At 60.8% G+C, this 22,715-nt stretch carries 15 protein-coding genes; 2 read left to right on the top strand and 13 right to left on the bottom strand.

What is annotated here, in order from left to right; genetic code table 11:
- Positions 1-105: 105 nt before the first annotated feature.
- The 5 genes from KI612_RS01070 to KI612_RS01050 form a co-directional block, all read right to left on the bottom strand.
- On the bottom strand, positions 106-1,743 hold the full coding sequence (locus KI612_RS01070; protein ID WP_226441993.1) for an electron transfer flavoprotein-ubiquinone oxidoreductase: 1,638 nt from the start codon (positions 1,741-1,743) through the stop codon (positions 106-108).
- A 69-nt stretch (positions 1,744-1,812) separates the two neighbouring features.
- A complete protein-coding gene (locus tag KI612_RS01065; protein WP_226441992.1) occupies positions 1,813-3,591 on the bottom strand; it encodes an acyl-CoA dehydrogenase C-terminal domain-containing protein in 1,779 nt (592 codons plus the stop codon).
- Between the two features lie 27 nt (positions 3,592-3,618).
- Complete coding sequence (locus tag KI612_RS01060; RefSeq protein WP_226441991.1) at positions 3,619-4,548, bottom strand: electron transfer flavoprotein subunit alpha/FixB family protein; 930 nt, start codon at positions 4,546-4,548, stop codon at positions 3,619-3,621.
- A 118-nt stretch (positions 4,549-4,666) separates the two neighbouring features.
- The gene (locus tag KI612_RS01055; protein ID WP_226441990.1) at positions 4,667-5,422 is read right to left on the bottom strand and encodes an electron transfer flavoprotein subunit beta/FixA family protein; all 756 of its coding nucleotides are present in this window, start codon (positions 5,420-5,422) and stop codon (positions 4,667-4,669) included.
- Between the two features lie 69 nt (positions 5,423-5,491).
- Positions 5,492-7,132: an acyl-CoA synthetase gene (locus KI612_RS01050; protein ID WP_226441989.1), complete on the bottom strand. Its 1,641-nt coding sequence runs from the start codon at positions 7,130-7,132 to the stop codon at positions 5,492-5,494.
- Between the two features lie 158 nt (positions 7,133-7,290).
- On the opposite strand from KI612_RS01050, the gene KI612_RS01045 reads away from it, so the two are divergent.
- A complete protein-coding gene (locus KI612_RS01045) occupies positions 7,291-9,309 on the top strand; it encodes a PAS-domain containing protein (protein WP_226441988.1) in 2,019 nt (672 codons plus the stop codon).
- Positions 9,306-10,061, top strand: a complete 756-nt coding sequence (locus tag KI612_RS01040) for a response regulator (protein WP_226441987.1) — start codon at positions 9,306-9,308, stop codon at positions 10,059-10,061. Before KI612_RS01045 ends, KI612_RS01040 begins: the two co-directional genes overlap by 4 nt.
- A gap of 72 nt (positions 10,062-10,133) precedes the next feature.
- Here the strand turns inward: KI612_RS01040 and fusA are convergent, their stop codons facing one another.
- The 8 genes from fusA to KI612_RS01000 all read right to left on the bottom strand — a co-directional run bounded on the left by fusA (position 10,134) and on the right by KI612_RS01000 (position 22,641).
- Complete coding sequence (fusA, locus tag KI612_RS01035; RefSeq protein ID WP_226441986.1) at positions 10,134-12,185, bottom strand: elongation factor G; 2,052 nt, start codon at positions 12,183-12,185, stop codon at positions 10,134-10,136.
- A 34-nt stretch (positions 12,186-12,219) separates the two neighbouring features.
- On the bottom strand, positions 12,220-12,534 hold the full coding sequence (locus KI612_RS01030) for a hypothetical protein (RefSeq protein WP_226441985.1): 315 nt from the start codon (positions 12,532-12,534) through the stop codon (positions 12,220-12,222).
- Entirely contained in the window at positions 12,534-13,892 is a 1,359-nt protein-coding gene (glmU, locus tag KI612_RS01025; RefSeq protein WP_226441984.1) for a bifunctional UDP-N-acetylglucosamine diphosphorylase/glucosamine-1-phosphate N-acetyltransferase GlmU, read from the bottom strand. Before glmU ends, KI612_RS01030 begins: the two co-directional genes overlap by 1 nt.
- 42 nt (positions 13,893-13,934) lie before the next feature.
- A complete protein-coding gene (locus KI612_RS01020; protein ID WP_226441983.1) occupies positions 13,935-14,669 on the bottom strand; it encodes a YEATS-associated helix-containing protein in 735 nt (244 codons plus the stop codon).
- 111 nt (positions 14,670-14,780) lie between these two features.
- Positions 14,781-16,247, bottom strand: coding sequence for a glutamate synthase subunit beta (locus KI612_RS01015; RefSeq protein WP_226441982.1), 1,467 nt, complete (start codon positions 16,245-16,247; stop codon positions 14,781-14,783).
- Positions 16,247-20,881 (bottom strand): glutamate synthase-related protein, encoded by a 4,635-nt coding sequence (locus KI612_RS01010; RefSeq protein ID WP_226441981.1) that lies wholly within the window; start codon positions 20,879-20,881, stop codon positions 16,247-16,249. The genes KI612_RS01015 and KI612_RS01010 overlap by 1 nt, the downstream gene beginning before the upstream one ends.
- Before the next feature lie 186 nt (positions 20,882-21,067).
- Positions 21,068-22,150 carry a 3-dehydroquinate synthase gene (gene aroB / locus KI612_RS01005; protein WP_226444089.1) on the bottom strand — a complete coding sequence of 361 codons (1,083 nt, stop codon included), beginning with the start codon at positions 22,148-22,150 and terminating at the stop codon, positions 21,068-21,070.
- Complete coding sequence (locus KI612_RS01000) at positions 22,150-22,641, bottom strand: shikimate kinase (RefSeq protein ID WP_264180859.1); 492 nt, start codon at positions 22,639-22,641, stop codon at positions 22,150-22,152. Before KI612_RS01000 ends, aroB begins: the two co-directional genes overlap by 1 nt.
- Between the last annotated feature and the right edge of the window lie 74 nt (positions 22,642-22,715).

Raw genomic sequence — 22,715 nt, 5'->3', positions numbered from 1 at the left:
CATAAGTGGTTGAAACGATGCTGAGTGCTGTTCTCGCGTTCGTATTTCATCTGGCTGCCGGGTCGCCTCAATGCGCGAAAGGTCGCCCGCCAGTCCAGATCACATTTACATGTTCGGGTAGTTCGGCCCGCCGCCACCTTCCGGCACCGTCCAGTTGATGTTCTGGGTCGGGTCCTTGATGTCGCAGGTCTTGCAGTGCAGGCAGTTCTGCCCGTTGATCTGCAGGCGCGGCTTGCCTTCATCCTCGCCGAGGATTTCATAGACGCCGGCCGGGCAATAACGCGTTTCCGGCGAACCGTACTTGGCGTAATTGACGCTGATCGCGACGCTTTCATCCTTCAGACGCAGATGGCACTGCTGGTTTTCCTCGTGGTTGGTAGCCGAGAGGAAGACCGAAGAAAGGCGGTCAAAAGTCAGTTGACCGTCCGGCTTCGGATAAACGATCTTCGGCTGGCTGTTCTTGTCGGCGAGCTGCGAGTGGTCGTCGTGGTGATGCAGCGTCCACGGTGCCTTGCCGCCAAACAGGAAGGTGTCGACGGCGCCATAGGCGAGCGCACCGAACAGGCCCCACTTGAAGGCCGGACGGATGTTGCGCACCTTGTAGAGCTCGTCCCACAGCCACGACTTCTTGATCTGCTCCGGATATTCGGTCGCTTCGCTGCCGGCGTTTTCCTTGCCGAGATGCGCGAAGACGGCTTCGGCCGCGACCATGCCCGACTTCATCGCCATGTGCGTGCCCTTGATCTTCGGCACGTTGAGGAAGCCGGCGGTATCGCCGATCAGCAGGCCACCCGGGAAGCTCAGTTTCGGCACCGACTGGTAGCCACCTTCGGACAGCGCACGCGCGCCGTAGGAAATCCGGCGGCCGCCTTCGAAGAAGCCGCGAATCGCCGGGTGCGTCTTGTAGCGCTGGAATTCCTCATACGGCGACAGCCACGGATTCTTGTAGTCGAGACCGACCACCATGCCGATCGCCACCAGATTGTTTTCCAGGTGATAGAGGAAAGAACCGCCATAGGTATCCGAGGTCAGCGGCCAGCCCACCGAGTGCACGATCAGCCCCGGTTGGTGTTTCGCCGGATCGACTTCCCACAGTTCCTTGATGCCGATGCCGTAGGTTTGCGGATCAACGCCATCGCGCAAATTGAATTTGTCGAACAGCGTCTTGGTCAGCGAACCGCGGCAGCCTTCGGCGAAGATGGTTTGCTTGGCGTGCAGCTCCATGCCCGGCTGGAAATTGTGGCCGGGCTGGCCATCCTTGCCGACGCCGAGATCGCCGGTGGCGACGCCCTTGACCGAACCGTCCTCGTGGTAGAGGACTTCAGCGGCGGCAAAGCCGGGATAGATCTCGACGCCGAGCGCTTCCGCCTGTTCGCCGAGCCAGCGGGCCAGGTTGCCGAGGCTGATGATGTAGTTGCCGTGATTGCCCATCTGCGGCGGCGTCGGCAGCTTGTACGAACCGCTTTCGGTCAGGAACAGCAGACGATCTTCACCGGCCGGCGTGTTGAGCGGCGCGCCGCGTTCCTGCCAGTCCGGGAAGAGTTCGGCCAGTGCATGCGGCTCGAGCACGGCGCCGGACAGGATGTGGGCGCCGATCTCGGAACCCTTTTCCAGCAGACAGACCGAGACTTCCTTGCCGGCCTGTTCGGCCAGCTGTTTGATGCGGATCGCCGACGACAGCCCGGAGGGGCCGCCACCAACAATCACGACGTCGTATTCCATTGCATCGCGATCAGTGCGCATGCTTTCTCCTTGCTTGTCGCCACCACCGCCCCGACCGCTGCTGCGGACGGGACGAGGTGAAGCAGTTTCTTAGAACAGGTTTTCCGGCAGGGCGAAGACCGAGTCGCTGCCACCGGTCATTTCGGCCGAGTAAGCGGCGGCGAACGGCAGCTGGTGCGCGGCAAAGTAAGTCGCCGTGGCCAGCTTGGCCTTGTAGAAGTCATCGCTGCTGCCAGCCGCAATGTGCTTGACGGCAATCGCGGCCGACTTGGCCATCAGCCAGCCGCCGACGACAATGCCGGTCAGCTTCAGGAAGGGCACGGAACCGGCATGTACGGCGGCCGGGGCGCTCTCGTAGTTGGCGATGATCCAGTCGGTAGCGGTCGACAGTGCTGCAATGCCGTTTTTCAGATTGGCGGCAATGCCGGCCAGCTGTGCATCACCTGCGATTTCTTCAACCGTTGCCGACATTTCGGCAATCAAGGTCTTCATCGCTGCGCCCGGCACCTTTTCGCGGGCCAGCTTGCGACCGACCAGGTCGTTGGCCTGAATGGCCGTCGTGCCTTCGTAGATGGTGGTGATGCGCGAATCGCGGTAGTACTGCGCGGCACCGGTTTCTTCGACGAAGCCGACGCCACCGAACACCTGCAGCGCGGTCGACGACAGCTCGACGCCCTGTTCCGTGCTCCAGCCCTTGACGACCGGCGTCAGCAGATCGACGCGCGACTGGGCGGCGGCATCACCGGCGTGGGCCTTGTCGATATTGGCGGCGGCGTAGTAGGCCAGCGTGCGCATGGCTTCGGTGCGGGCCTTGCATTCCATCAGCAGGCGACGTACATCCGGGTGGTGCAGGATGGTCTTCTTGTCGGCCGACTTGTCGCCGATGATCTTGCCCTGGACGCGCTCACGGGCGTACCACAGCGCGTGCTGGTAGGCGCGCTCGGCGATGCCGACGCCTTCGAGGCCGACATTGACGCGGGCATGGTTCATCATCGTGAACATGTAGCCGATGCCCTTGTTCTCTTCGCCAACCAGGTAGCCGACGGCACCTTCGTTGTCGCCATAGGACATGACGGCGGTCGGGCTGCCGTGGATGCCGAGCTTGTGTTCGATCGAGGAGCAGATCAGGTCGTTGCGCTTGCCGAGCGAACCGTCTTCGTTAACCAGGAACTTCGGCACGATGAACAGGGAAATGCCCTTCAGTCCCGGCGGCGCATCCGGCAGGCGGGCCAGCACGAGGTGAATGATGTTCTCGGCGACGTCATGCTCGCCCCAGGTGATGAAGATCTTGGTGCCGGTGACCAGGAAGCTGCCATCGCCAGCCGGCTTGGCCTTGGTGGAAATGGCCGCCAGATCGGAGCCGGCGGCCGGCTCGGTCAGGTTCATGGTACCGGTCCAGGTACCTTCGACCATCTTGTGCAGGTACTTCTGCTTCAGTTCTTCGGAGGCGTGGTGGGCGATCGCTTCAATGGCGCCACCGGTCAGCATCGGGCACAGGCCGAAGGCCATGTTGGCGCCCTTCCACATTTCGTTGACCGCCATTGAGACGACAGCCGGCAGACCCTGACCGCCGAATTCCGGCGAGAAAGGCATCGAGTTCCAGCCGGTTTCGATGAACAGCTTGTAGGCTTCCTTGAAGCCGGGCGCCGTGGTCACGACGCCATCCTTGCAGACGTGACCGGTACGGTCGCCGACGCGGTTGATCGGGTCGAGCACGCCGGTGGCGAACTTGCTGGCTTCGTCGAGAATGGATTCGACCAGTTCGACCGAGCATTCCTCGTTGCCGGGCAGCGCACAGATCTCTTCGAGACCGGCGACTTCATTGAGGACGAACTGCATGTCGCGCAGCGGGGCGGTATAGACACTCATGGGTTTATCTCCTGGATATTTATTGGTTTAAACAGCTGCCGCCAGTTGCGGCACAACGTCAAACAGGTCACCGACCAGGCCGTAATCGGCGACCTGGAAGATCGGGGCGTCCGGATCCTTGTTGATCGCGACGATCACCTTCGAATCCTTCATGCCGGCCAGGTGCTGGATCGCACCCGAGATGCCGACCGCGATGTAGAGCTGCGGCGCGACGATCTTGCCGGTCTGGCCGACCTGGTAGTCGTTCGGCACGAAGCCGGCATCGACCGCGGCGCGGCTGGCGCCCAGGGCGGCACCGAGCTTGTCGGCGAGCGGCTCGAGCAGCTGGTGATAGTTTTCACCGCTGCCCAGGCCACGCCCGCCGGAGACGATGATCTTGGCGGCGCCCAGTTCCGGGCGTTCCGACTTGGTCAGCTCGCGGTTGGTCAGTTGCGCCTGGTTGGTATCGGCGGCCGCAGCGATGGCTTCGATTTCGGCATTGTTTCCGGCGTTGACCGCATCGAAGGCGGTGGTCCGCACGGTGATCACCTTGACCGCATCGGCGCTCTTCACCGTGGCCAGCGCATTGCCGGCGTAGATCGGGCGCACGAAGGTGTCAGCGGCTTCGACGCCGGTGATTTCCGAGATCTGGGCAACATCGAGCAGCGCGGCGACGCGCGGCAGCAGGTTCTTGCCGAAGGTCGTGGCCGGCGCCAGGATGTGGCTGTAACCGGCGGCGTTGGCGATGACCAGAGCGGTCAAATTTTCGGCCGTCTGGCTGGCGTAGTGCGCGGCATCGGCCAGCTTGACCTTGGCCACGCCTTGCAGGCCAGCGGCTTGCTGCGCGGCGGCGGCACAGTTGCTGCCGGCGACCAGCACGTGGATGTCGCCACCGATTTTGGCGGCAGCCGCAACGGTGTTCAGGGTGGCCGCCTTGAGGCTGGCGTGATCGTGTTCAGCGATAACTAATATAGGCATTCGATTCTTCCTCAGGCCGCCTCAATGCGGCCAGTGCTTGATTGAAGACCAGGGGCTCGGCGGCGTATCGCGATTCGCTTTACGCGCATCCCCGCACGCGGGGCCCCTGCTTGGTAGCTCACGCGATTACCTTGGCTTCGTTCTTGAGTTTGTTCACCAGTTCGGCGACATCGGCCACCATCACGCCGGCGCTGCGCTTGGCCGGCTCGGCAACTTTCAGCGTGCTCAGGCGCGGTGCGACATCAACACCGAGATCGGCCGGCTTGACGGTGTCGAGCGGCTTCTTCTTGGCTTTCATGATGTTGGGCAGGGTCGCGTAGCGCGGCTCGTTCAGGCGCAGATCAGTCGACACCACCGCAGGCAGCGAAATGGCCAGGGTTTCCAGGCCGCCGTCGATTTCACGGGTAACCGTGGCTTTGCCGTCGGCAATCACGACCTTGGAGGCGAAGGTGGCTTGCGGCCAGCCGGCGAGTGCGGCGAGCATCTGGCCGGTCTGGTTGGCATCGTCGTCGATCGCCTGCTTGCCGCAGATGACCAGACCCGGTGCTTCCTTGTCGCAGAGTGCCTTGAGCAGCTTGGCCACAGCCAGCGGCTGCAGGTCAACATCACCGCAATCAACCAGAATGCCGCGATCGGCACCGATCGCCATCGCCGTGCGCAGGGTTTCCTGGCAGGCGGCCACACCACACGACACCGCGATCACTTCCGTCGCAATGCCGGCTTCCTTCAGACGCACCGCTTCTTCAACCGCGATTTCGTCAAACGGGTTCATGCTCATCTTGACGTTGGCCAGATCGACGCCCGAGCCATCCGCCTTGACGCGGACCTTTACGTTGTAATCAACCACCCGCTTTACGGGGACGAGAATTTTCATGGGTATTCCTGTTCCGGACAAAAAAGCCCCCTGCCACTCGCCTAGGTGGCGCGGCAGGGGGAAGACGGATTACTCGATAGCGAGCGCGGAGTTGGCGTGCTGGCGCAGGACGTACTTCTGGATCTTGCCGGTGGAGGTCTTCGGCAATTCACCAAACACGACCTGCTTCGGTACCTTGAAGCGGGCCAGATGCGCACGGCAATGCTCGATGATCTCGGCCTCGGTGCAGACCGCACCAGCCTTCAGCTCGAGGAAGGCAGCCGGGACTTCGCCCCACTTCTCGTCGGGTTTGGCCACAACCGCCGCAGCCACCACCGCCGGATGGCGATAGAGCACGTCTTCGACTTCCAGCGAGGAGATGTTCTCGCCACCGGAAATGATGATGTCTTTCGAGCGATCCTTGATCTTGACGTAGCCGTCGCTGTGCACCACCGCCAGGTCGCCGGTGTGGAACCAGCCGCCGGCAAAGGCTTCGGTCGTCGCCTTCTCGTTCTTCAGGTAACCCTTCATCACCAGGTTGCCGCGGAACATGATTTCACCCATGGTCTCGCCATCCCATGGCACCGGCTCCATCGATACCGGGTCGAGCACGGCAATGGCTTCCTGCATGTGATAGCGCACGCCCTGGCGGCCGTTGCGCGCCGCACGCAGGTCGATCGGCAGCTTGTCCCATTCCGGGTGCTTGGCGCAGACCGAAGCCGGACCATAGGTTTCGGTCAGGCCATAAACGTGGGTGATGTTGAAACCCATCTGTTCGCAGCCCTCGATGATGGCAGCGGGAGGCGCAGCACCGGCGATCAGGCCATTGACCTGATGGGTAATGCCTTCCTTCAGTTCGGCCGGGGCATTGATCATCATGCCGTACACAATCGGCGCGCCGCACATGTGGCTGACCTTGTGTTCCTTGATCAGGCCAAAGATCAGAGCCGGATCGATCTTGCGCAAACAGACGCTGGTACCGGCATTGGCGGCCATGGTCCACGGGAAGCACCAGCCGTTGCAATGGAACATCGGCAAGGTCCACAGGTAAACCGAATGCTGCGGCATGCCCCAGGAAATGATGTTGGAGGCCGAATTCAGGTAGGCACCGCGATGGTGGTAAACCACCCCCTTCGGATTGCCGGTCGTGCCCGAGGTGTAGTTGAGCGCGATGGCGTCCCACTCGCTTTCTGGCAGTTGCCAGGCAAAGTCGGGCTCGCCTTCGTTCAGGAAAGCCTCGTAGTCCTTTTCGCCGAGCGCTTCACCGCCGGTGAATTCCGGATCGAGGGTATCGATGACCAGCGGCTTCGGACCTTCGAGCAGGGCCAGGGCCGGCTTGACGATGGCGGAGAACTCCGGATCGGTAATCAGCACCTTGGCTTCGCCATGCGTCAGCATGAAGGCGATGGCTTCGGCATCAAGACGGGTGTTCAGGGTATTGAGTACGGCACCGGTCATCGGCACGCCGAAATGACACTCGAACATCGGCGCCGAATTGGGCAGCATCACTGCCACGGTGTCACCCTTGCCGATGCCGCGATTGGTCAGCGCCGAAGCAAGCTGGCGGCAACGGTCGTAGGATTCCTTCCAGGTGTACTGACGCGCGCCCTGGATGACGGAAATACGCTTCGGATAAATGAAGGCCGAGCGTTCAAGAAAACTCAACGGGGAAAGCGGAACATAGTTGGCCTGATTCTGCTCAAGACCAACCGCATACGGATTTGCAGCCACAACAATCTCCTCACGATGCTATTGAAAGTGCTGTTCTCTTTTTTGGGGCATCTTCTTTTTGTGCAAGAATCGCAAAACACTCTTGCAAAACTATTGGTCGAATGTAACGAATCGTTACGTCACAGAAGTCCGCTCCCGGCCTGCACTAGAATCGCCTGATGGAACTCTCGCCGCCACCTCCCGACACCGCACAACGTTACGAAATGCTGCAGGCCGGGCTCGACCTGCTTGATCAGGGCATCACCGTGTTCGATGCCGCATTGCGCCTGGTGGCGTGGAACGAACCCTTCCTGCGCCTGCTCGACTTCCCTGCCGCGATGGCTTACGTCGGTGCGCCCTTCGAGAGTTTCATCCGCTTCAATGCAGCCCGTGGCGAATACGGCCCGGGTGACATCGAAAGCCAGATTGCCGAACGGATTGCCGCCGCCGGCAGCTTTGCGGCGCATGTCACCGAACGCCAGCGCCCGAACGGGCGCGTTTTGTTGTTGCGCGGCGAACCGCTGGCCAATAAGGGCTTTGTCACCCTTTACAGCGACGTCACCGAACAGCGTTATATCGAAAACCTGGCCGAATATCAGAACATCCAGCTCGAAGAGCGCGTGCGGCGCCGTACCGCCCAGCTGGAAAACGCCAATGCCAACCTGACCCGCGCCAACACCGAAAATACCCGCATCGCCGCTGCCCTGCGCCGCAGCGAAGAGCGCCTGCGCCTGATCAACGACACCATTCCCATCCTGATCGGTTACGTCGACGCCAACGAGGTTTACCAGTACGCCAACAAAGGCTATTCCGACTGGTATGGCCACCCGGAGGGCGGCGTCACCGGCCGCGGGGTACGCGAAGTGATCGGCGAACAGGTCTATGGCCAGGTCCGCGACTCGGTACGCCGGGCGTTGGCCGGACAGCAGGTAACCTACGAATACCAGATGGACCGCCTGGGGCAGACGGTTTTTGCACGCAGCACGCTGGTTCCGGAAATCGGCCCGGAAAACGAGCCGCTCGGCTTCTTCGTTTTCTCGCACGAAATCACCGAGCAGAAGCGGATGCAGGCCGCCCTCGTCCAGGCCCAGAAAATGGAGGCTATCGGGCAGTTGACCGGTGGCCTGGCCCACGACTTCAACAACCTGCTTACCGTCATCATCGGCAATCTTGCCGCCCTGCAGGATCATCGCCCGGGCGACAGCGAAGTGAACGAATTCGTCGAACCGGCATTGCAATCAGCCCGCCGCGGCGTTCAGCTGATCAAGCGCCTGCTCACCTTTTCCCGGCAGCAACCGCTGGAACCGCAAGCCGTCGATATCGGCCAGCTGATTGTCAGCCTGGCCAAGCTGGTGCGCCGCTCGCTGCCGGAATCGATCGCCGTCTCCACCGACCTGCCATCGGCCTTGCACGCCCTGGTCGATCCCGGGCAGCTGGAAAGCGCCCTGCTCAATTTCGCGCTCAATGCGCGCGATGCGATGCCGGCCGGCGGTCGTCTGCACATCGCCGCGCGCCCGGTCGAACTGTCGACCGACGCCGCAGCCTTCGACGTTGCACCGGGCGCCTACGCCATGATCGAAGTCGTCGATAACGGCAGCGGCATGGACCCAGCCACCCTGGCCCGCGTTTTCGAACCCTTTTTCACGACCAAGCGCTTCGGACTGGGCAGCGGTCTGGGCCTGTCGATGGCGTATGGCTTTGCCAAGCAATCGGGCGGCGGCGTCCTGATCCAGAGCCAGCCGGGCCAGGGCACGACCGTGCTGATGGTGCTGCCGCTGACGGCGCCGGAGCAGGACAGCGATGCGCCGCTCGACGATGCGCCGCTGTTGCTGGGCGGCGAGCTGGTACTGCTCGTCGAGGACGAGCCGAATGTCCGGCGCGTTGTCCGGCAACAACTGATCGATCTCGGCTACCCGGTGATCGAAGCGGAAAACGGCGCCCAGGCGCTGGAAATGATCGAGCATATTCCCGACATCGCAATCATCGTCAGCGATATCATCATGCCCGGCGGCATCGATGGTCGCCAATTGGCCGAATGGGTCAGGCAACATCGCCACCCGATCAGGATCCTGCTGATGAGCGGCTATGCCGACGAAAACGACGACCAAGGCACCAGCGACCTGCCGCTGCTTGCCAAGCCTTTTGTCCGGCAGGATCTGGCCCGCGCCCTGCAGCGCGTGAATCGAGGCAAAGCATGAAACCAGCGACCGATGCCGACTTGAGCAAACTGATCGCCATTGTCGAGGATGACCCGGATGTCGCCCGCATCATCGAGCAGGTGCTCGGCGATTTTTCCTTCCGCACCGTCTGGTGCCGCAGTGCGGCCGATCTGCTGCGCCGCCTGCGCACCCTGACCCCCGACCTGTGCATCATCGACCTCGGCCTGCCCGACATGGACGGCCTTGAGGTCATGCAGCGCGTGCGCGCCCAGTCGGCGTGCGGCATCGTCATCCTGACCGGACGCGCCCACGTCAGCGACCGTGTCATGGGCCTCGAACTGGGCGCCGACGACTACGTGCTGAAACCCTTCGAGCCGCGCGAACTGGTCGCCCGCGTGCGCAGCATCCTGCGCCGCCGGGAAACCGGCCATGGCGCCGCCACGCCAGCCCGGGAAATTGCCGAATTCGGCAACTGGCGTTTCAATCTCGGCAATAACACCCTGCATGCCAGCAATGGTGACGAGCTTCTGCTCAGCACCTCGGAGGCCGAACTGCTCAAGGTATTTGTCAGCCACCCGAACCGCATCCTGCAACGCGAACAGTTGATGGGCACCCGCGACCTGGCACCAACCGACCGCAGCATCGACGTGCGCATTTCGCGCTTGCGCCGCAAGCTCGAGCCCGATCCGCTCGGCCCGGCCTTCATCAAGACCGTCTATGGTGCCGGCTATCTCTTTCTCGCCACCGTCAAATGGCCGGCGGAAGAAAGTACCGACACCGCTTCCGGCTGAACCGCTGCACGGCCGCCGGCACATGAAAAAAAGGGGCTGATCAGCCCCTTTTTCATTCAGCAGCGAAGGTGCTTACTCATCTTCGTCATGCAGCTGGAACTTGCTTGCCAGTTGTTGCTGCACGTTGGGCGGCACCGCCGAGTAGCGGGCAAACTCGATGGTATAACTGCCCTGGCCGCCGGTCAGCGACTTCAGGCGCGACTGGTAGTCGTTGAGTTCGGCCAGCGGCACTTCACCGCTGATCGCGGCCATGCCGTGACCCCGACCGTCGGTACCGGTGATGTGACCACGGCGGCCGGCCAGATCGCCGGTCAGATCGCCGATTGCCGTTTCCGGCACGACGATTTCGATATTGACGATGGGCTCGAGCACGATCGGCTTCGCGGCGCGGATCGCTTCGATGACCGCCTTGCGGCCGGCTGTGACGAAAGCCACTTCCTTGCCGTCCACCGCATGCGTCTTGCCGTCGAAAACGGTCACTTTCAGATCGTCGACCGTATAGCCGGCAACGACACCGCCTTCCAGGCCCTGACGCACGCCCTTCTCGACCGCCGCCATGAAGACGCCGGGAATAACCCCGCCCTTGACCGCATCGACGAATTCAAAGCCCTCGCCACGCCCTTTCGGCTCAATGCGCAGATGCACTTCGCCAAACTGGCCGGCACCACCCGACTGCTTCTTGTGGCGATGAATGCCTTCGGCGGCACCGGTAATGGTTTCGCGATAGGGAATGCGCGGTGGCTTGGTGTCGACTTCCAGCTTGTATTGGCTGGCCATCTTGTCAAGCTTGGCCTTGAGATGGATTTCGCCGAGACCGCGGATCACCGTCTCGTTGCTGGTCGGATGGCGTTCGACGACGAAGGTCGGATCTTCCATGGCCAGTTTGTTGAGAATGTCGAACAGCCTCTGCTCGTCGCCCTTCTTCTTCGTCTCGACCGCCAGGCCGGCCATCGGCCTGGGAAATTCGAGCGGCACGAGGTGGATGTGATCTTCATCGTGCGAGTCGTGCAGCACGCTGTCAAAGTCGATTTCCTCGACCTTGGCGATGGCGCCAATGTCGCCGGGAAGCAGCGCATCGACTTCGATGCTGTCCTTGCCCTGCAACTGGTAGAGGTGGGCGACCTTGAACGGACGCTTGCCGTCACCGACAAAAAGCTGGGCATCCTTGCGAATCGTGCCTTGGTGTACGCGGAAGATGCCGATCTTGCCCATGTAGGGATCGGCCACCACCTTGAAAACGTGGGCCAACACATGCTTGCCGGCATCCGGCTCGGCCTCGAAAGGCTCGGTCCGGTCGCCCGGCTCGCCCTTGTAGAACGGCGGCGGATTGCCTTCGGCCGGACTCGGTGCCAGGCTCGCTAGGACATGCAGGAGCTCCTTGATGCCGGCACCGGTCTTGGCGGAAACAAAGAGGATGGGAATCAGGTGACCAGCGCGCAGGGCCTTCTCGAACGGGGCATGCAATGCGGCAGCCGTCGGATCGGCACCATCTTCCAGATACTGGGCGAGCAGATCCTCATCTTCTTCGACAATCTGGTCGATCAGCGCGCGGTGCGCGGCGGCAACCGACTCGAAGTCGGCATCGCCGGCAGCGTGTTCGAGCACTTCAACGACCTCGGCCGCGCCATGCGCCGGCAGGTCGAGGAGCATGCACTGCTTGCCGAAACGATCGCGAATGTCGGCGACCAGGCCGGGCAGGTCAAGATTGTCGGCATCGATCTTGTTGATGACGATCATCCGGCACAGATTGCGCTCGGCCGCATGGCGCATCATGCGCTCGGTCATCAGTTCGACACCGCTTTGCGCATTGACCACGATCAGCGCCGTATCGACACCGGCCAGCGCGGCAACCGCCTGCCCGGCGAAATCGGGGTAACCCGGGGTATCGATCAGATGGATATGGCGATCTTCATGGGCAAAATTGACGATCGCGGAGTTCAGGGAGTGGCCGGCTTCCTTTTCCTGGGCATCGAAATCGCAGACTGTGCTGCCGCGCTCGATCGTGCCCTTGGCCTGGATGGCGCCGGTGGCGTACAACAAGGCTTCGGCCAGGGAAGTCTTGCCGGATGCGCCGTGACCTACCAGCGCGATGGAACGGATTGCCTCGGTGGTGTATTTGGACATTTTATTCTCCCTGAATGAAACAAACCGGCGACCCTTAACGTTGCTTGGCCGCCTCAATAAGCTCAGCTGCCTGTTGCTCGGCAAAATACGGACCGTAGGTCATGATCAGACCGGCTGCGAGCAGAACGAGCAAACTGCCGGCAACCAGCTGGATGACTTCACGCCGGAATTCCGCGCCCTGACGATGAGCAAACCACAGGGGGCCAATCAGCGGCAACAGCAAGACCGGCAAGCCGACCCGCAGCCCCTGATTGAATGCGGCCGGCAGGGTTCCGATGTAGCCGATGAGGAGAAGCAAGCCGCCACCGGCGAGAGCCAGCGTCGAGACCAGAGCAAATGCCGTGAACATTATTTTTTTCCTTTTTGTGGGCGCTGCCAGCCGGCCAGCGTCACCTGCCTGGCCCGCGATACGGTCAACGCATCCGGCGGGGCATTTTTGGTCAGGGTCGTACCGGCACCGAGCGTGGCACCGCGTCCAACCGTCACCGGTGCGACCAGCTGGGTATCGGAACCGATAAACACATCATCTTCGATGACGGTCTTGAACTTGTTGGCGCCGTCATAGTTGCAGGTGATGGTACCGGCCCCGACATTGACCCGCTGACCGATCTCGGCATCACCGATATAGGCCAGATGATTGGCCTTCGACTGGGCGCCGATACTGCTCTTCTTGACCTCGACAAAGTTGCCGATGTGCACTTCCCGACCAAGCTCGGTACCAGGACGCAGGCGGGCATACGGACCAAGCACGCCATCCGGGCCGATCACCGCATCCTCGAAATGACAAAAGGCGGCGATCCGCGTCCCGGCGCCGACCTTGACGTTCTTCAGGACGCAGTAGGGACCGACTTCGACGGCATCGCCAAGTTCGACAATGCCTTCGAAAACGCAGCCGACATCGATCGCCACATCGCGGCCATGCTTCAGTTCGCCGCGCACATCGATGCGGGCCGGGTCGGCCAGGCGCACGCCGGCGACCAGCAGCTGCTCGGCAATGTTGCGTTGATGCTGCCGTTCCAGTTCGGCCAGCTGGACCTTGCTGTTCACGCCGAGCACTTCCCACTCGCCTTCCGGCTGCGCTGTGCGCACCGGCAGGCCTTCGGCAACCGCCAGCGCAACAATGTCGGTCAGGTAGTACTCGCCCTGGGCATTGTCATTTTTCAGGCGGCCCAGCCAGTCGGCCAGACGGGCCGTCGGCATTGCCATGATGCCGGTATTGACCTCACGGATCGCCTTCTGCTCCGGTGTCGCGTCCTTTTCCTCGACGATGCACTGCACGTTGCCGGCAGCATCGCGGACGATACGGCCGTAGCCGGCCGGGTTGGCCAGGTCAACAGTAAGAATCGACAATCCATCCTTGGCCGCCTGCAACAGGCGCTTCAGGGTCGCAACACTGGTCAGCGGCACATCGCCGTAAAGCACCAGGGTCTGGGCGGCCGATCCCAACGCCGACACGGCCTGGGCGACGGCATGGCCGGTACCCAATTGTTGCGCCTGCTCGGCCCAGGTTACATCGGGTGCAGCCAGGGTCGCCTTGACGACATCACCGCCATGCCCATGCACGACGATCAGTTTTTCCGGTGCCAGCTTGCGTGCCGTATCGATGACATGCTGGGCCAGAGCCTTGCCGGCAATCGGATGCAAGACCTTGGGCAGATTGGAATGCATGCGCTTGCCTTGGCCGGCAGCGAGGATGACGATGTTCATGGATTTCTCTTCAGGTTGCGGCCGGCAGCTTGCCGGCGGGAATCAGCCGGCTTTCTTTTCGTCCTGACCGGTCAGGATTTCGCCGAGCAAGGCCTTGCCACGCCCGGAAACCCCCCAGTGCAGGACATTCTTGTCATTGATGCGGGTTTCGATGACGCCCATGGTCTTCATTACCGTCAGACGCTGGCTGATGAAATCGCGGGCCAGACCGGTACGATCGCAGAGGGCTGCCAGATTGCCGTAAACAAAGCTTTCTTCAGCCAGGGCGCGCAGTATTTCAACGTCATTATAGGAAAGCACTTCCCGCGGTTCCGGCCGCTGATCATTGGCGACCGGGGTCTCTTCGCGACTGCTCAGAACCATTTGCTCGGCCTGCTTCTGCTGTTTCAGGTGACCGACTTCACGCTTGACCGAATCAAGCTGCCCCATCAGGCGCTGCGCGACGTTTTCAAGCAAACGACGGGATGCGATCACATAAATCAGGCAAAACCCGGCAAAGGTGAAGAAATCCACCGGCTTGGTACGTGCCCCTTCGAGCAGGGTGCTGGCAATCATGTTCAGGAAGAGCGGTACGGTCAACGCTGCCACGATGCCCAAAACCGGATATTTGATCCAGTCGTGCCGGGAGGGCGAGGCCTGCCGATCGGCGAGAAAATAATTGGCCGCGCCGCCAAGCACGCCGGCACAGACCATGATCAGCAGGATGAGCAGCATGTGCCCATCGAGCGCACCGGTTGGTGTAGTGACCTGAAAGGCGGTTTGCAGTTCTGCCGACATATTGTTTCCCCCTGTAATGCTGTTTATTTTCCCACGATCCGACGCCTGGTGGAAAAAACAAAGGCCCTGCGGACTATCGTCGGCAGGGCCTTTGTTTCGAACAAGAACGAATTAACGCGGCAGCGTCGTGCAGCCCATCAGGAATGCATCGACTTCACGTGCAGCCTGACGACCTTCGCGGATCGCCCAGACCACCAGCGACTGACCGCGGCGCACGTCACCGGCGGCAAAAACCTTGCCGACGTTGGTAGCGTAGCAACCGGCACCATCAGTCGTTGCCTTGGCATTGCCGCGGTTGTCCTTCTCGACACCAAAAGCTTCGAGCAGGCCACCGACCGGATTGACGAAGCCCATCGCCAGGAAGGCGTTGTCGCACGGCAGCTCGAATTCCGAACCGGCGACTTCGCTCATCTTGCCGTCCTTCCAGTCCAGACGCACGGCCTTGAGTGCCTTGACGTTACCCTTGCCGTCATCGACGAAGCCCTTGGTGGCAACGGCGAAGTCGCGGGTGCAACCTTCATCGTGCGAGGAAGAAGTGCGCAGCTTGTACGGCCAGTACGGCCAGGTCAGCGCCTTGTTTTCCTGCTCCGGCGGCATCGGCATCAGTTCGAACTGGGTCACCGAGGCAGCACCATGGCGATTCGAGGTGCCGACGCAGTCAGAACCCGTGTCGCCGCCACCGATGACGATGACGTGCTTGCCCTTGACGTTGATCGGGTTGGCCTTGCCCTGCTGGACTTCCTTGTTCTGCGGAATCAGGAACTCAAGCGCGGCGTAGATGCCCTTCAACTCGCGGCCCGGCACCGGCAGGTCGCGCGGCACTTCGGAACCGGCGGCGAGGATCACCGCGTCAAATTCCTTGGTCAGCTGATCGGCAGAGACAAAAGCGCTGGCATCATTGTTGATGCCCGCCGGTACGTCCTTGTTGCCAACCACCACCTTGGTCTTGAAGGTCACGCCTTCGGCTTCCATCTGGGCGACACGGCGATCGATCACCGTCTTTTCCAGCTTGAAGTCGGGAATGCCGTAGCCGAGCAGACCGCCGATACGATCGCTCTTCTCGAACACCGTCACATCGTGACCGACGCGCGCCAGTTGCTGGGCAGCAGCCAGACCGGCCGGACCGGAACCGACGATGGCAATCTTCTTGCCAGTCTTCGCTTTTGGCGGTTGCGGCACGACCCAACCCATTTCCCAGCCCTTGTCGATGATGAAATGCTCGATCGACTTGATGCCCACCGGCGCGGCATTGATGCCCAGGGTACAGGCGGCTTCGCAGGGCGCCGGACAGATGCGGCCGGTGAAATCCGGGAAATTGTTGGTCGAATGCAGCACGTCCAGGGCCTGCTTCCAGTTGCCGCGATAAACCAGATCATTCCAGTCGGGAATGATGTTGTTCACCGGACAGCCGTTGTTACAGAACGGGATGCCGCAGTCCATGCAACGGGCACCCTGAGTCTTGGCATCGTCATCGTTCAGGGTATGAACGAATTCCTTGTAGTGCTTCAGGCGCTGTTCAACCGGATCGTAACCCTCGGACAGACGCTCGAATTCCATAAAGCCAGTCGGCTTGCCCATTATGCGGCCTCCTTCTGTGCAGCGGCCTGCTCGGTGAGCGCCCGCTTGTACTCATGCGGATAAACTTTGACAAACTTCTCGCGGCTGACTTCCCAGTCAGCCAGAAGAGCCTTGGCGGTGGCGCTGCCGGTATATTCGACGTGACGCGTGATCAGCTCCTTGAGCTGAACTTCGTCGGCGACGCCCTGATGCAGCGGCTCGCCAGCAGCCAGACGGCTGGCCGGCAGAACCTTTTCCAGGGCGACCTGGGCGAGGTTGGCACGCTGCTTGAAGCTGCCATCTTCGTCCAGCACGTAAGCAATGCCGCCCGACATGCCAGCGGCGAAGTTGCGCCCAGTCATGCCGAGAACCACCACGGTACCGCCGGTCATGTATTCACAACCATGGTCGCCAACACCTTCAACGACAGCAGTACCACCGGAGTTGCGCACGGCAAAGCGCTCGCCGCCAACCCCCGCGAAGAAGGCTTCACCAGTCGTCGCACCGTACATCACGGTGTTGCCGACGATGATGTTTTCCTGCGTATTGCCACGGAAATCCGGGCTCGGCTTGATGATCAGACGACCACCGGAGAGCCCCTTGCCGACGTAGTCATTACCTTCGCCGGACAGTTCCAGCGTCACGCCCTTGGCCAGGAAGGCGCCAAAGGCCTGGCCGGCAGTACCGGTCAGATTGACGTGAATGGTGTCGTCCGGCAGACCGTCGTTGCCGTAGCGACGTGCGACTTCGCCCGAGAGCATGGTGCCGCAGGTGCGGTTGACGTTGATGATCGAGGTTTCGATCTGGACCTTCTGGCCCTTTTCCAGCGCCGGTTTGGCCTGCTCGATCAGCTTGTGGTCGAGCGCCTTGGCCAGGCCGTGATCCTGCGTCTCGGTATGACGACGCGGCTCGCTGGCCGGAACGTTCGGCTGGTAGAAGATCTTCGAGAAGTCGAGACCCTTGGCCTTCCAGTGTTCGATGCCCGGACGGGTATCAAGCAGGTCAGCGCGACCGACCAGGTCGTCGAACTTGCGAATGCCCAGCTCGGCCATGATTTCACGGACTTCCTCGGCAACGAAGAAGAAGTAATTGACGACGTGTTCCGGTTGACCGGTAAAGCGCTTGCGCAGCTCCGGATCCTGCGTCGCAACGCCGACCGGACAGGTGTTGAGGTGACACTTGCGCATCATGATGCAACCCTCGACAACCAGCGGTGCGGTGGCGAAACCGAATTCGTCGGCGCCGAGCAGGGCACCGATGACGACGTCGCGACCGGTCTTGATCTGACCGTCGACCTGGACGCGGATACGCGAACGCAGGCGGTTCAGAACCAGGGTCTGCTGGGTTTCGGACAGGCCAAGTTCCCACGGCGTACCGGCATGCTTGATCGACGACTGCGGCGAAGCACCCGTACCGCCGTCAAAGCCGGCGATCACCAGGTGATCAGCCTTGGCCTTGGAGACACCAGCAGCAACCGTACCGACACCGACTTCGGAAACCAGCTTGACCGAGATCGAAGCACGCGAATTGGCGTTCTTCAGATCGTGAATCAGTTGTGCCAGGTCTTCGATCGAGTAGATGTCGTGGTGCGGCGGCGGCGAAATCAGGCCGACGCCCGGCACCGAGTGACGCAGGAAGCCGATGTACTCGGACACCTTGTGACCCGGCAACTGGCCGCCTTCACCCGGCTTGGCGCCTTGTGCCATCTTGATCTGGATCTGGTCGGCATTGACCAGGTATTCGGCGGTCACACCAAAGCGGCCGGAAGCGACCTGCTTGATGGCGGAACGCAGCGAATCGCCTTCCTTCATCTCGATGTCGCGCTCGATACGGCTCTTGCCGATGATGTCGGAGAGCATCGTGCCTGCCTTGACCGGAGCGAAACGCTTGGCATCCTCGCCACCTTCGCCGGTATTCGACTTGCCGCCGATGCGGTTCATCGCCAGGGCGAGCGTGGTGTGGGCTTCGGTCGAAATCGAGCCAAGCGACATGGCGCCCGTTGCGAAGCGCTTGACGATTTCCTTGGCCGACTCGACTTCTTCCAGCGGCACCGGCGCGCCTTGCGGCTTGAATTCGAACAGGCCGCGCAGGGTCAGGTGACGCTTGGTCTGATCGTTGATCAGCTTGGCGTATTCCTTGTAGGTCTCGTACTTGCCGGAGCGGGTCGAGTGTTGCAGCTTGGCGATCGAATCCGGCGTCCACATGTGCTCTTCGCCGCGCGTGCGGTAAGCGTACTCACCGCCGGCATCGAGCATGCTCGAGAGCACCGGGTCGGCCGAGAAAGCTTCGGTATGCAGGCGAATGGCTTCTTCCGCCACTTCGAACAGGCCGATACCTTCGACGTTAGACGGCGTGCCGGTGAAGTACTTCTCGATGAAGTCCTTCTGCAGGCCGATCGCTTCGAAAATCTGCGCACCGGTGTAGGACATGTAGGTCGAGATGCCCATCTTGGACATGACCTTGTTGAGGCCCTTGCCGATCGCCTTGACGAAATTCTTGACGTACTTCTCGGCCTTCTCGGCATCACCCTTGGCAAAGCCTTCGATGGTTTCGAGCGCCAGGTAGGGGTGGACCGCTTCGGCACCATAGCCACCAAGCAGCGCGAAGTGATGGACCTCGCGTGCCGAACCGGTTTCAACGACGAGACCGGTGCTGGTGCGCATGCCCTTCTTGACGAGGTGCTGGTGAATTGCCGAGGTTGCCAACAGTGCCGGGATGGCGACGTGATCGGCATCGAGCTTGCGGTCGGAGACAATCAGGATGTTGGCACCGGAACGTACTGCATCCTCGGCATCGGCTGCCAGGGAAGCGAGACGAGCCTCGACACCGGCCTTGCCCCAGCCCACCGGATAACAGATGTCCAGTTCGAAGGACTTGAACTTGTCGGATGTGTATTTGCCGATGTGACGCAGCTTCTCGATATCGCCCTTGGTCAGAACCGGCTGCGAGACTTCGAGACGGATCGGCGGATTGATGTCGGCGGTATTCAGCAGGTTCGGCTTCGGACCAACAAAGGACACCAGCGACATGACCAGTTCTTCACGGATCGGATCGATCGGCGGATTGGTCACCTGCGCGAACAGTTGCTTGAAGTAGGTGTAAAGCGTCTTGTTCTTGGCAGACAGAACCGGCAATGCCGAATCGGTGCCCATCGAGCCGCTGGCCTCTTCACCGGTCTGAACCATCGGCTCCAGAATGACCTTGATGTCTTCCTGGGTGTAGCCGAAGGCCTGCTGGCGATCGAGCAGGGAAGCCGTCGCTGCATCGCAGGTTTCGGCCGGAGCCGGAATTTCGTCGAGCTTGATGCGGATCTTCTCGATCCATTCGCGGTAAGGCTTGGCCTTGGCCAGCGAGTCCTTGAGCTCCTTGTCGTCGATGATGCGGCCTTGTTCCATGTCGATCAGGAACATCTTGCCCGGCTGCAGGCGCCACTTCTTGACGATCTTCTTTTCCGGGATTGGCAGCACGCCGGACTCGGAAGCCATGACCACGAGGTCGTCATCGGTGACCAGATAACGGGCCGGACGCAGACCGTTACGATCGAGCGTCGCGCCGATCTGGCGACCATCGGTGAAGGCCACGGCGGCAGGGCCGTCCCAAGGCTCCATCATGGCAGCATGGTATTCGTAGAAGGCGCGACGGTTTTCGTCCATCGTCGTGTGCTTTTCCCAGGCTTCCGGGATCATCAGCATGACGGCCTGGGCCAGCGAGTAACCACCCCCCATGACGAGCAGCTCGAGCGCATTGTCGAAGGATGCAGAGTCAGACTGCCCCGGGTAATGCAGCGGCCATACCTTCTTCAGGTCTTCGCCGAGAATCGGCGAAGAAATCGCCTGTTCACGCGCCTTGAACCAGTTGACGTTGCCGCGCACCGTGTTGATTTCGCCGTTGTGGGCGATGTAGCGGAACGGGTGCGCCAGATCCCAGGTCGGGAAGGTATTGGTCGAGAAACGCTGGTGCACCAATGCCAGGGCGGACGTCGTGCGCTTGTCCTGAAGATCGAGGTAATACACACCAACCTGATCGGCCAGCAACAAGCCCTTGTAGTTCACCGTGCGCGCCGAGAAGGACGGCACATAGAACTCCTGACCATGCTTCAGCTTCAGCGACTTGATGGCATTCGCAGCGCGGCGACGAATGATGTAAAGCTTGCGCTCGAGGGCATCGGTCACGAAAACATCCGGACCGCGACCGACGAAGATCTGGCGGATCACCGGTTCCTTGGCACGCACTGTCGGCGACATCGGCATTTCGGCATTGACCGGCACATCGCGCCAGCCCAGTACGACCTGGCCTTCGGCCTTGACTGAACGTTCGATTTCCTCGACACAGGCATGGCGCGAAGCAGCCTCCTGCGGCAGGAAAACCATACCGACACCGTATTCGCCAAGGGGCGGCAGGTTCACGCCCTGCTTGGCCATCTCTTCGCGATAAAACTGGTCGGGAATCTGGATCAGAATACCGGCACCGTCACCCTGCAACGGGTCGGCACCCACGGCGCCGCGGTGATCCAGATTCTTCAGGATCAACAAACCTTGCTCGACAATGCTATGACTTTTCTGGCCCTTAAAATGGGCTACAAAGCCCACACCACAAGCATCGTGCTCGTTCGCGGGGTCGTACAAACCCTGCTGCTCAGGTACTGCCGGTTCCATCACACGCATTCCTTAAATAACTTGGCCGGTGAACAAAGACCAATGATGAAAAAAGCCGCGCATCATTATTTCTTGCGTCGGCCTGTACGAAAATTAGAGGCAACCATCAAATATACTGGTAAACCCCTGTCAATTCAAGATGCTGCAACGCACCAATACGGCCCAAAACAGCCAGACCATCACTACTCAGGTGCATCTGGCGTCTATCGCTTCCGCCATCTGCGCTTCGCTTGCCTCGTCGGAGACAACCGCCTTGCCAATATCCCGGAGCAGCACCAGACGCATTTTTCCATCTTGCACCTTCTTGTCATGCCGCATCAATTCAAGATAGCGCGCCGCACCAAGAGGCGCTCCCCGCACTGGCAAACCGGCCTGAACAAAGATCGTCTCGACTCTCAGCAACGCCTCCCGCGACAACCACCCCAGACTGCAGGAGAGTTCTGCAGCAATTAATGTGCCGGCAGCCACTGCTTCACCATGCAACCACTCGCCGTACCCCAGGCCAGTCTCGATGGCATGGCCAAACGTATGACCCAGATTAAGCAAGGCCCGTTCGCCGGTTTCCCGCTCGTCGGCCGCAACCACTTCTGCCTTATTGGCACAGGAGCGATGCACGGCGTATATCAACGCCTCCTCATCGCGCCCGAGAAGCTTGTCCAGATTGTTTTCCAGCCAGACAAAAAATTCCGGATCACGAATCAAACCGTACTTGATCACCTCGGCCAAGCCTGCCTTCAATTCACGCTCAGGCAAGGTAGCCAGCGTCGAGATATCAGCCATCACCAATTTGGGCTGATAAAACGCACCAATCATGTTCTTGCCTAGCGGATGATTGATCGCGGTTTTTCCTCCGACAGAAGAGTCGACCAGGGAAAGCAGTGTCGTCGGCACCTGGATAAAGGGCATGCCACGCTGATAGCAGGCGGCAGCGAAGCCCCCCATATCACCGATAACCCCCCCACCAAGGGCGATCAATGTCGTGCTCCGCTCGCAATGATTGCCCAGCAAGGCATCAAAGATCAGATTCAGTGTTTCCCAGGTCTTGTATTGTTCGCCATCCGGCAGGATGACCGGGAGAACTGAAATCCCTGCTTTTTCTAGCGTCGACCGCAAGAGGTCAAGATACAGCGGCGCCACCGTCGTATTGCTGACCACAACCACCTTTTTCTGCCGGATATGCGGAAAAAATAACTCGTGATTCGACAATACACCGCTACCGATATGAATCGGGTAAGAACGCTCACCCAGCGCCACCTGCAAAGTCTGCATCATTTTTTGCATAAAAGGCCAAACTCCCTCAACAGGTGCTGCACGATACCGGACGCGATCAGATGCGAGCCATCCACCACCAGATGCGCAGTCTCCCGATAGAGCGGATCACGCAAGGCGTGCAACTCCTCCAACCGGGCCAGAGGATCCGGCACTCGCAGCAACGGACGATTCCGGTCATTCCGCGTTCTCTCGAAGAGCATGACCGGCGGGACATTCAGATAGACCACCCAACCCGTCTCATGCAACCGGCGACGGTTTTCAGGGTTCAGAACAACCCCGCCCCCCGTTGCCAGGACAATATTGTCGTTGATCGAGAGCTCGGCAATGGTCTGAGCTTCTCTGCGGCGAAAACCATCCTCGCCCTCGATCTCGAAAATGGTGGGAATGGGCACCCCCGTTCGCTCGACTATCTCATGGTCCGAGTCATAAAAAACCCGCCCGAGTCGTCGCGCCAACTGACGCCCAACAGTCGTCTTGCCAGCCCCCATCAAGCCGACCAGATAGATATTCGTACGATTATTCACCCGCCAATTTTATCCGAAGCCGGGTCGAAGCCGAAAAA

Source organism: Quatrionicoccus australiensis, from assembly GCF_020510525.1.
Classification (GTDB): domain Bacteria; phylum Pseudomonadota; class Gammaproteobacteria; order Burkholderiales; family Rhodocyclaceae; genus Azonexus; species Azonexus australiensis_B.
Note: the sequence above shows the minus strand (reverse complement) of the source record. Positions and strands in the feature narration are given on the sequence as shown.

Coding starts and splice junctions, on each gene's coding strand:
- KI612_RS01070 (WP_226441993.1), bottom strand. CDS start 1,743: ATGCGCACTGATCGCGATGCAATGGAATACGACGTCGTGATTGTTGGT.
- KI612_RS01065 (WP_226441992.1), bottom strand. CDS start 3,591: ATGAGTGTCTATACCGCCCCGCTGCGCGACATGCAGTTCGTCCTCAAT.
- KI612_RS01060 (WP_226441991.1), bottom strand. CDS start 4,548: ATGCCTATATTAGTTATCGCTGAACACGATCACGCCAGCCTCAAGGCG.
- KI612_RS01055 (WP_226441990.1), bottom strand. CDS start 5,422: ATGAAAATTCTCGTCCCCGTAAAGCGGGTGGTTGATTACAACGTAAAG.
- KI612_RS01045 (WP_226441988.1), top strand. CDS start 7,291: ATGGAACTCTCGCCGCCACCTCCCGACACCGCACAACGTTACGAAATG.
- KI612_RS01040 (WP_226441987.1), top strand. CDS start 9,306: ATGAAACCAGCGACCGATGCCGACTTGAGCAAACTGATCGCCATTGTC.
- fusA (WP_226441986.1), bottom strand. CDS start 12,185: ATGTCCAAATACACCACCGAGGCAATCCGTTCCATCGCGCTGGTAGGT.
- KI612_RS01030 (WP_226441985.1), bottom strand. CDS start 12,534: ATGTTCACGGCATTTGCTCTGGTCTCGACGCTGGCTCTCGCCGGTGGC.
- glmU (WP_226441984.1), bottom strand. CDS start 13,892: ATGAACATCGTCATCCTCGCTGCCGGCCAAGGCAAGCGCATGCATTCC.
- KI612_RS01020 (WP_226441983.1), bottom strand. CDS start 14,669: ATGTCGGCAGAACTGCAAACCGCCTTTCAGGTCACTACACCAACCGGT.
- KI612_RS01015 (WP_226441982.1), bottom strand. CDS start 16,247: ATGGGCAAGCCGACTGGCTTTATGGAATTCGAGCGTCTGTCCGAGGGT.
- KI612_RS01010 (WP_226441981.1), bottom strand. CDS start 20,881: ATGGAACCGGCAGTACCTGAGCAGCAGGGTTTGTACGACCCCGCGAAC.
- aroB (WP_226444089.1), bottom strand. CDS start 22,150: ATGCAGACTTTGCAGGTGGCGCTGGGTGAGCGTTCTTACCCGATTCAT.
- KI612_RS01000 (WP_264180859.1), bottom strand. CDS start 22,641: ATGGGGGCTGGCAAGACGACTGTTGGGCGTCAGTTGGCGCGACGACTC.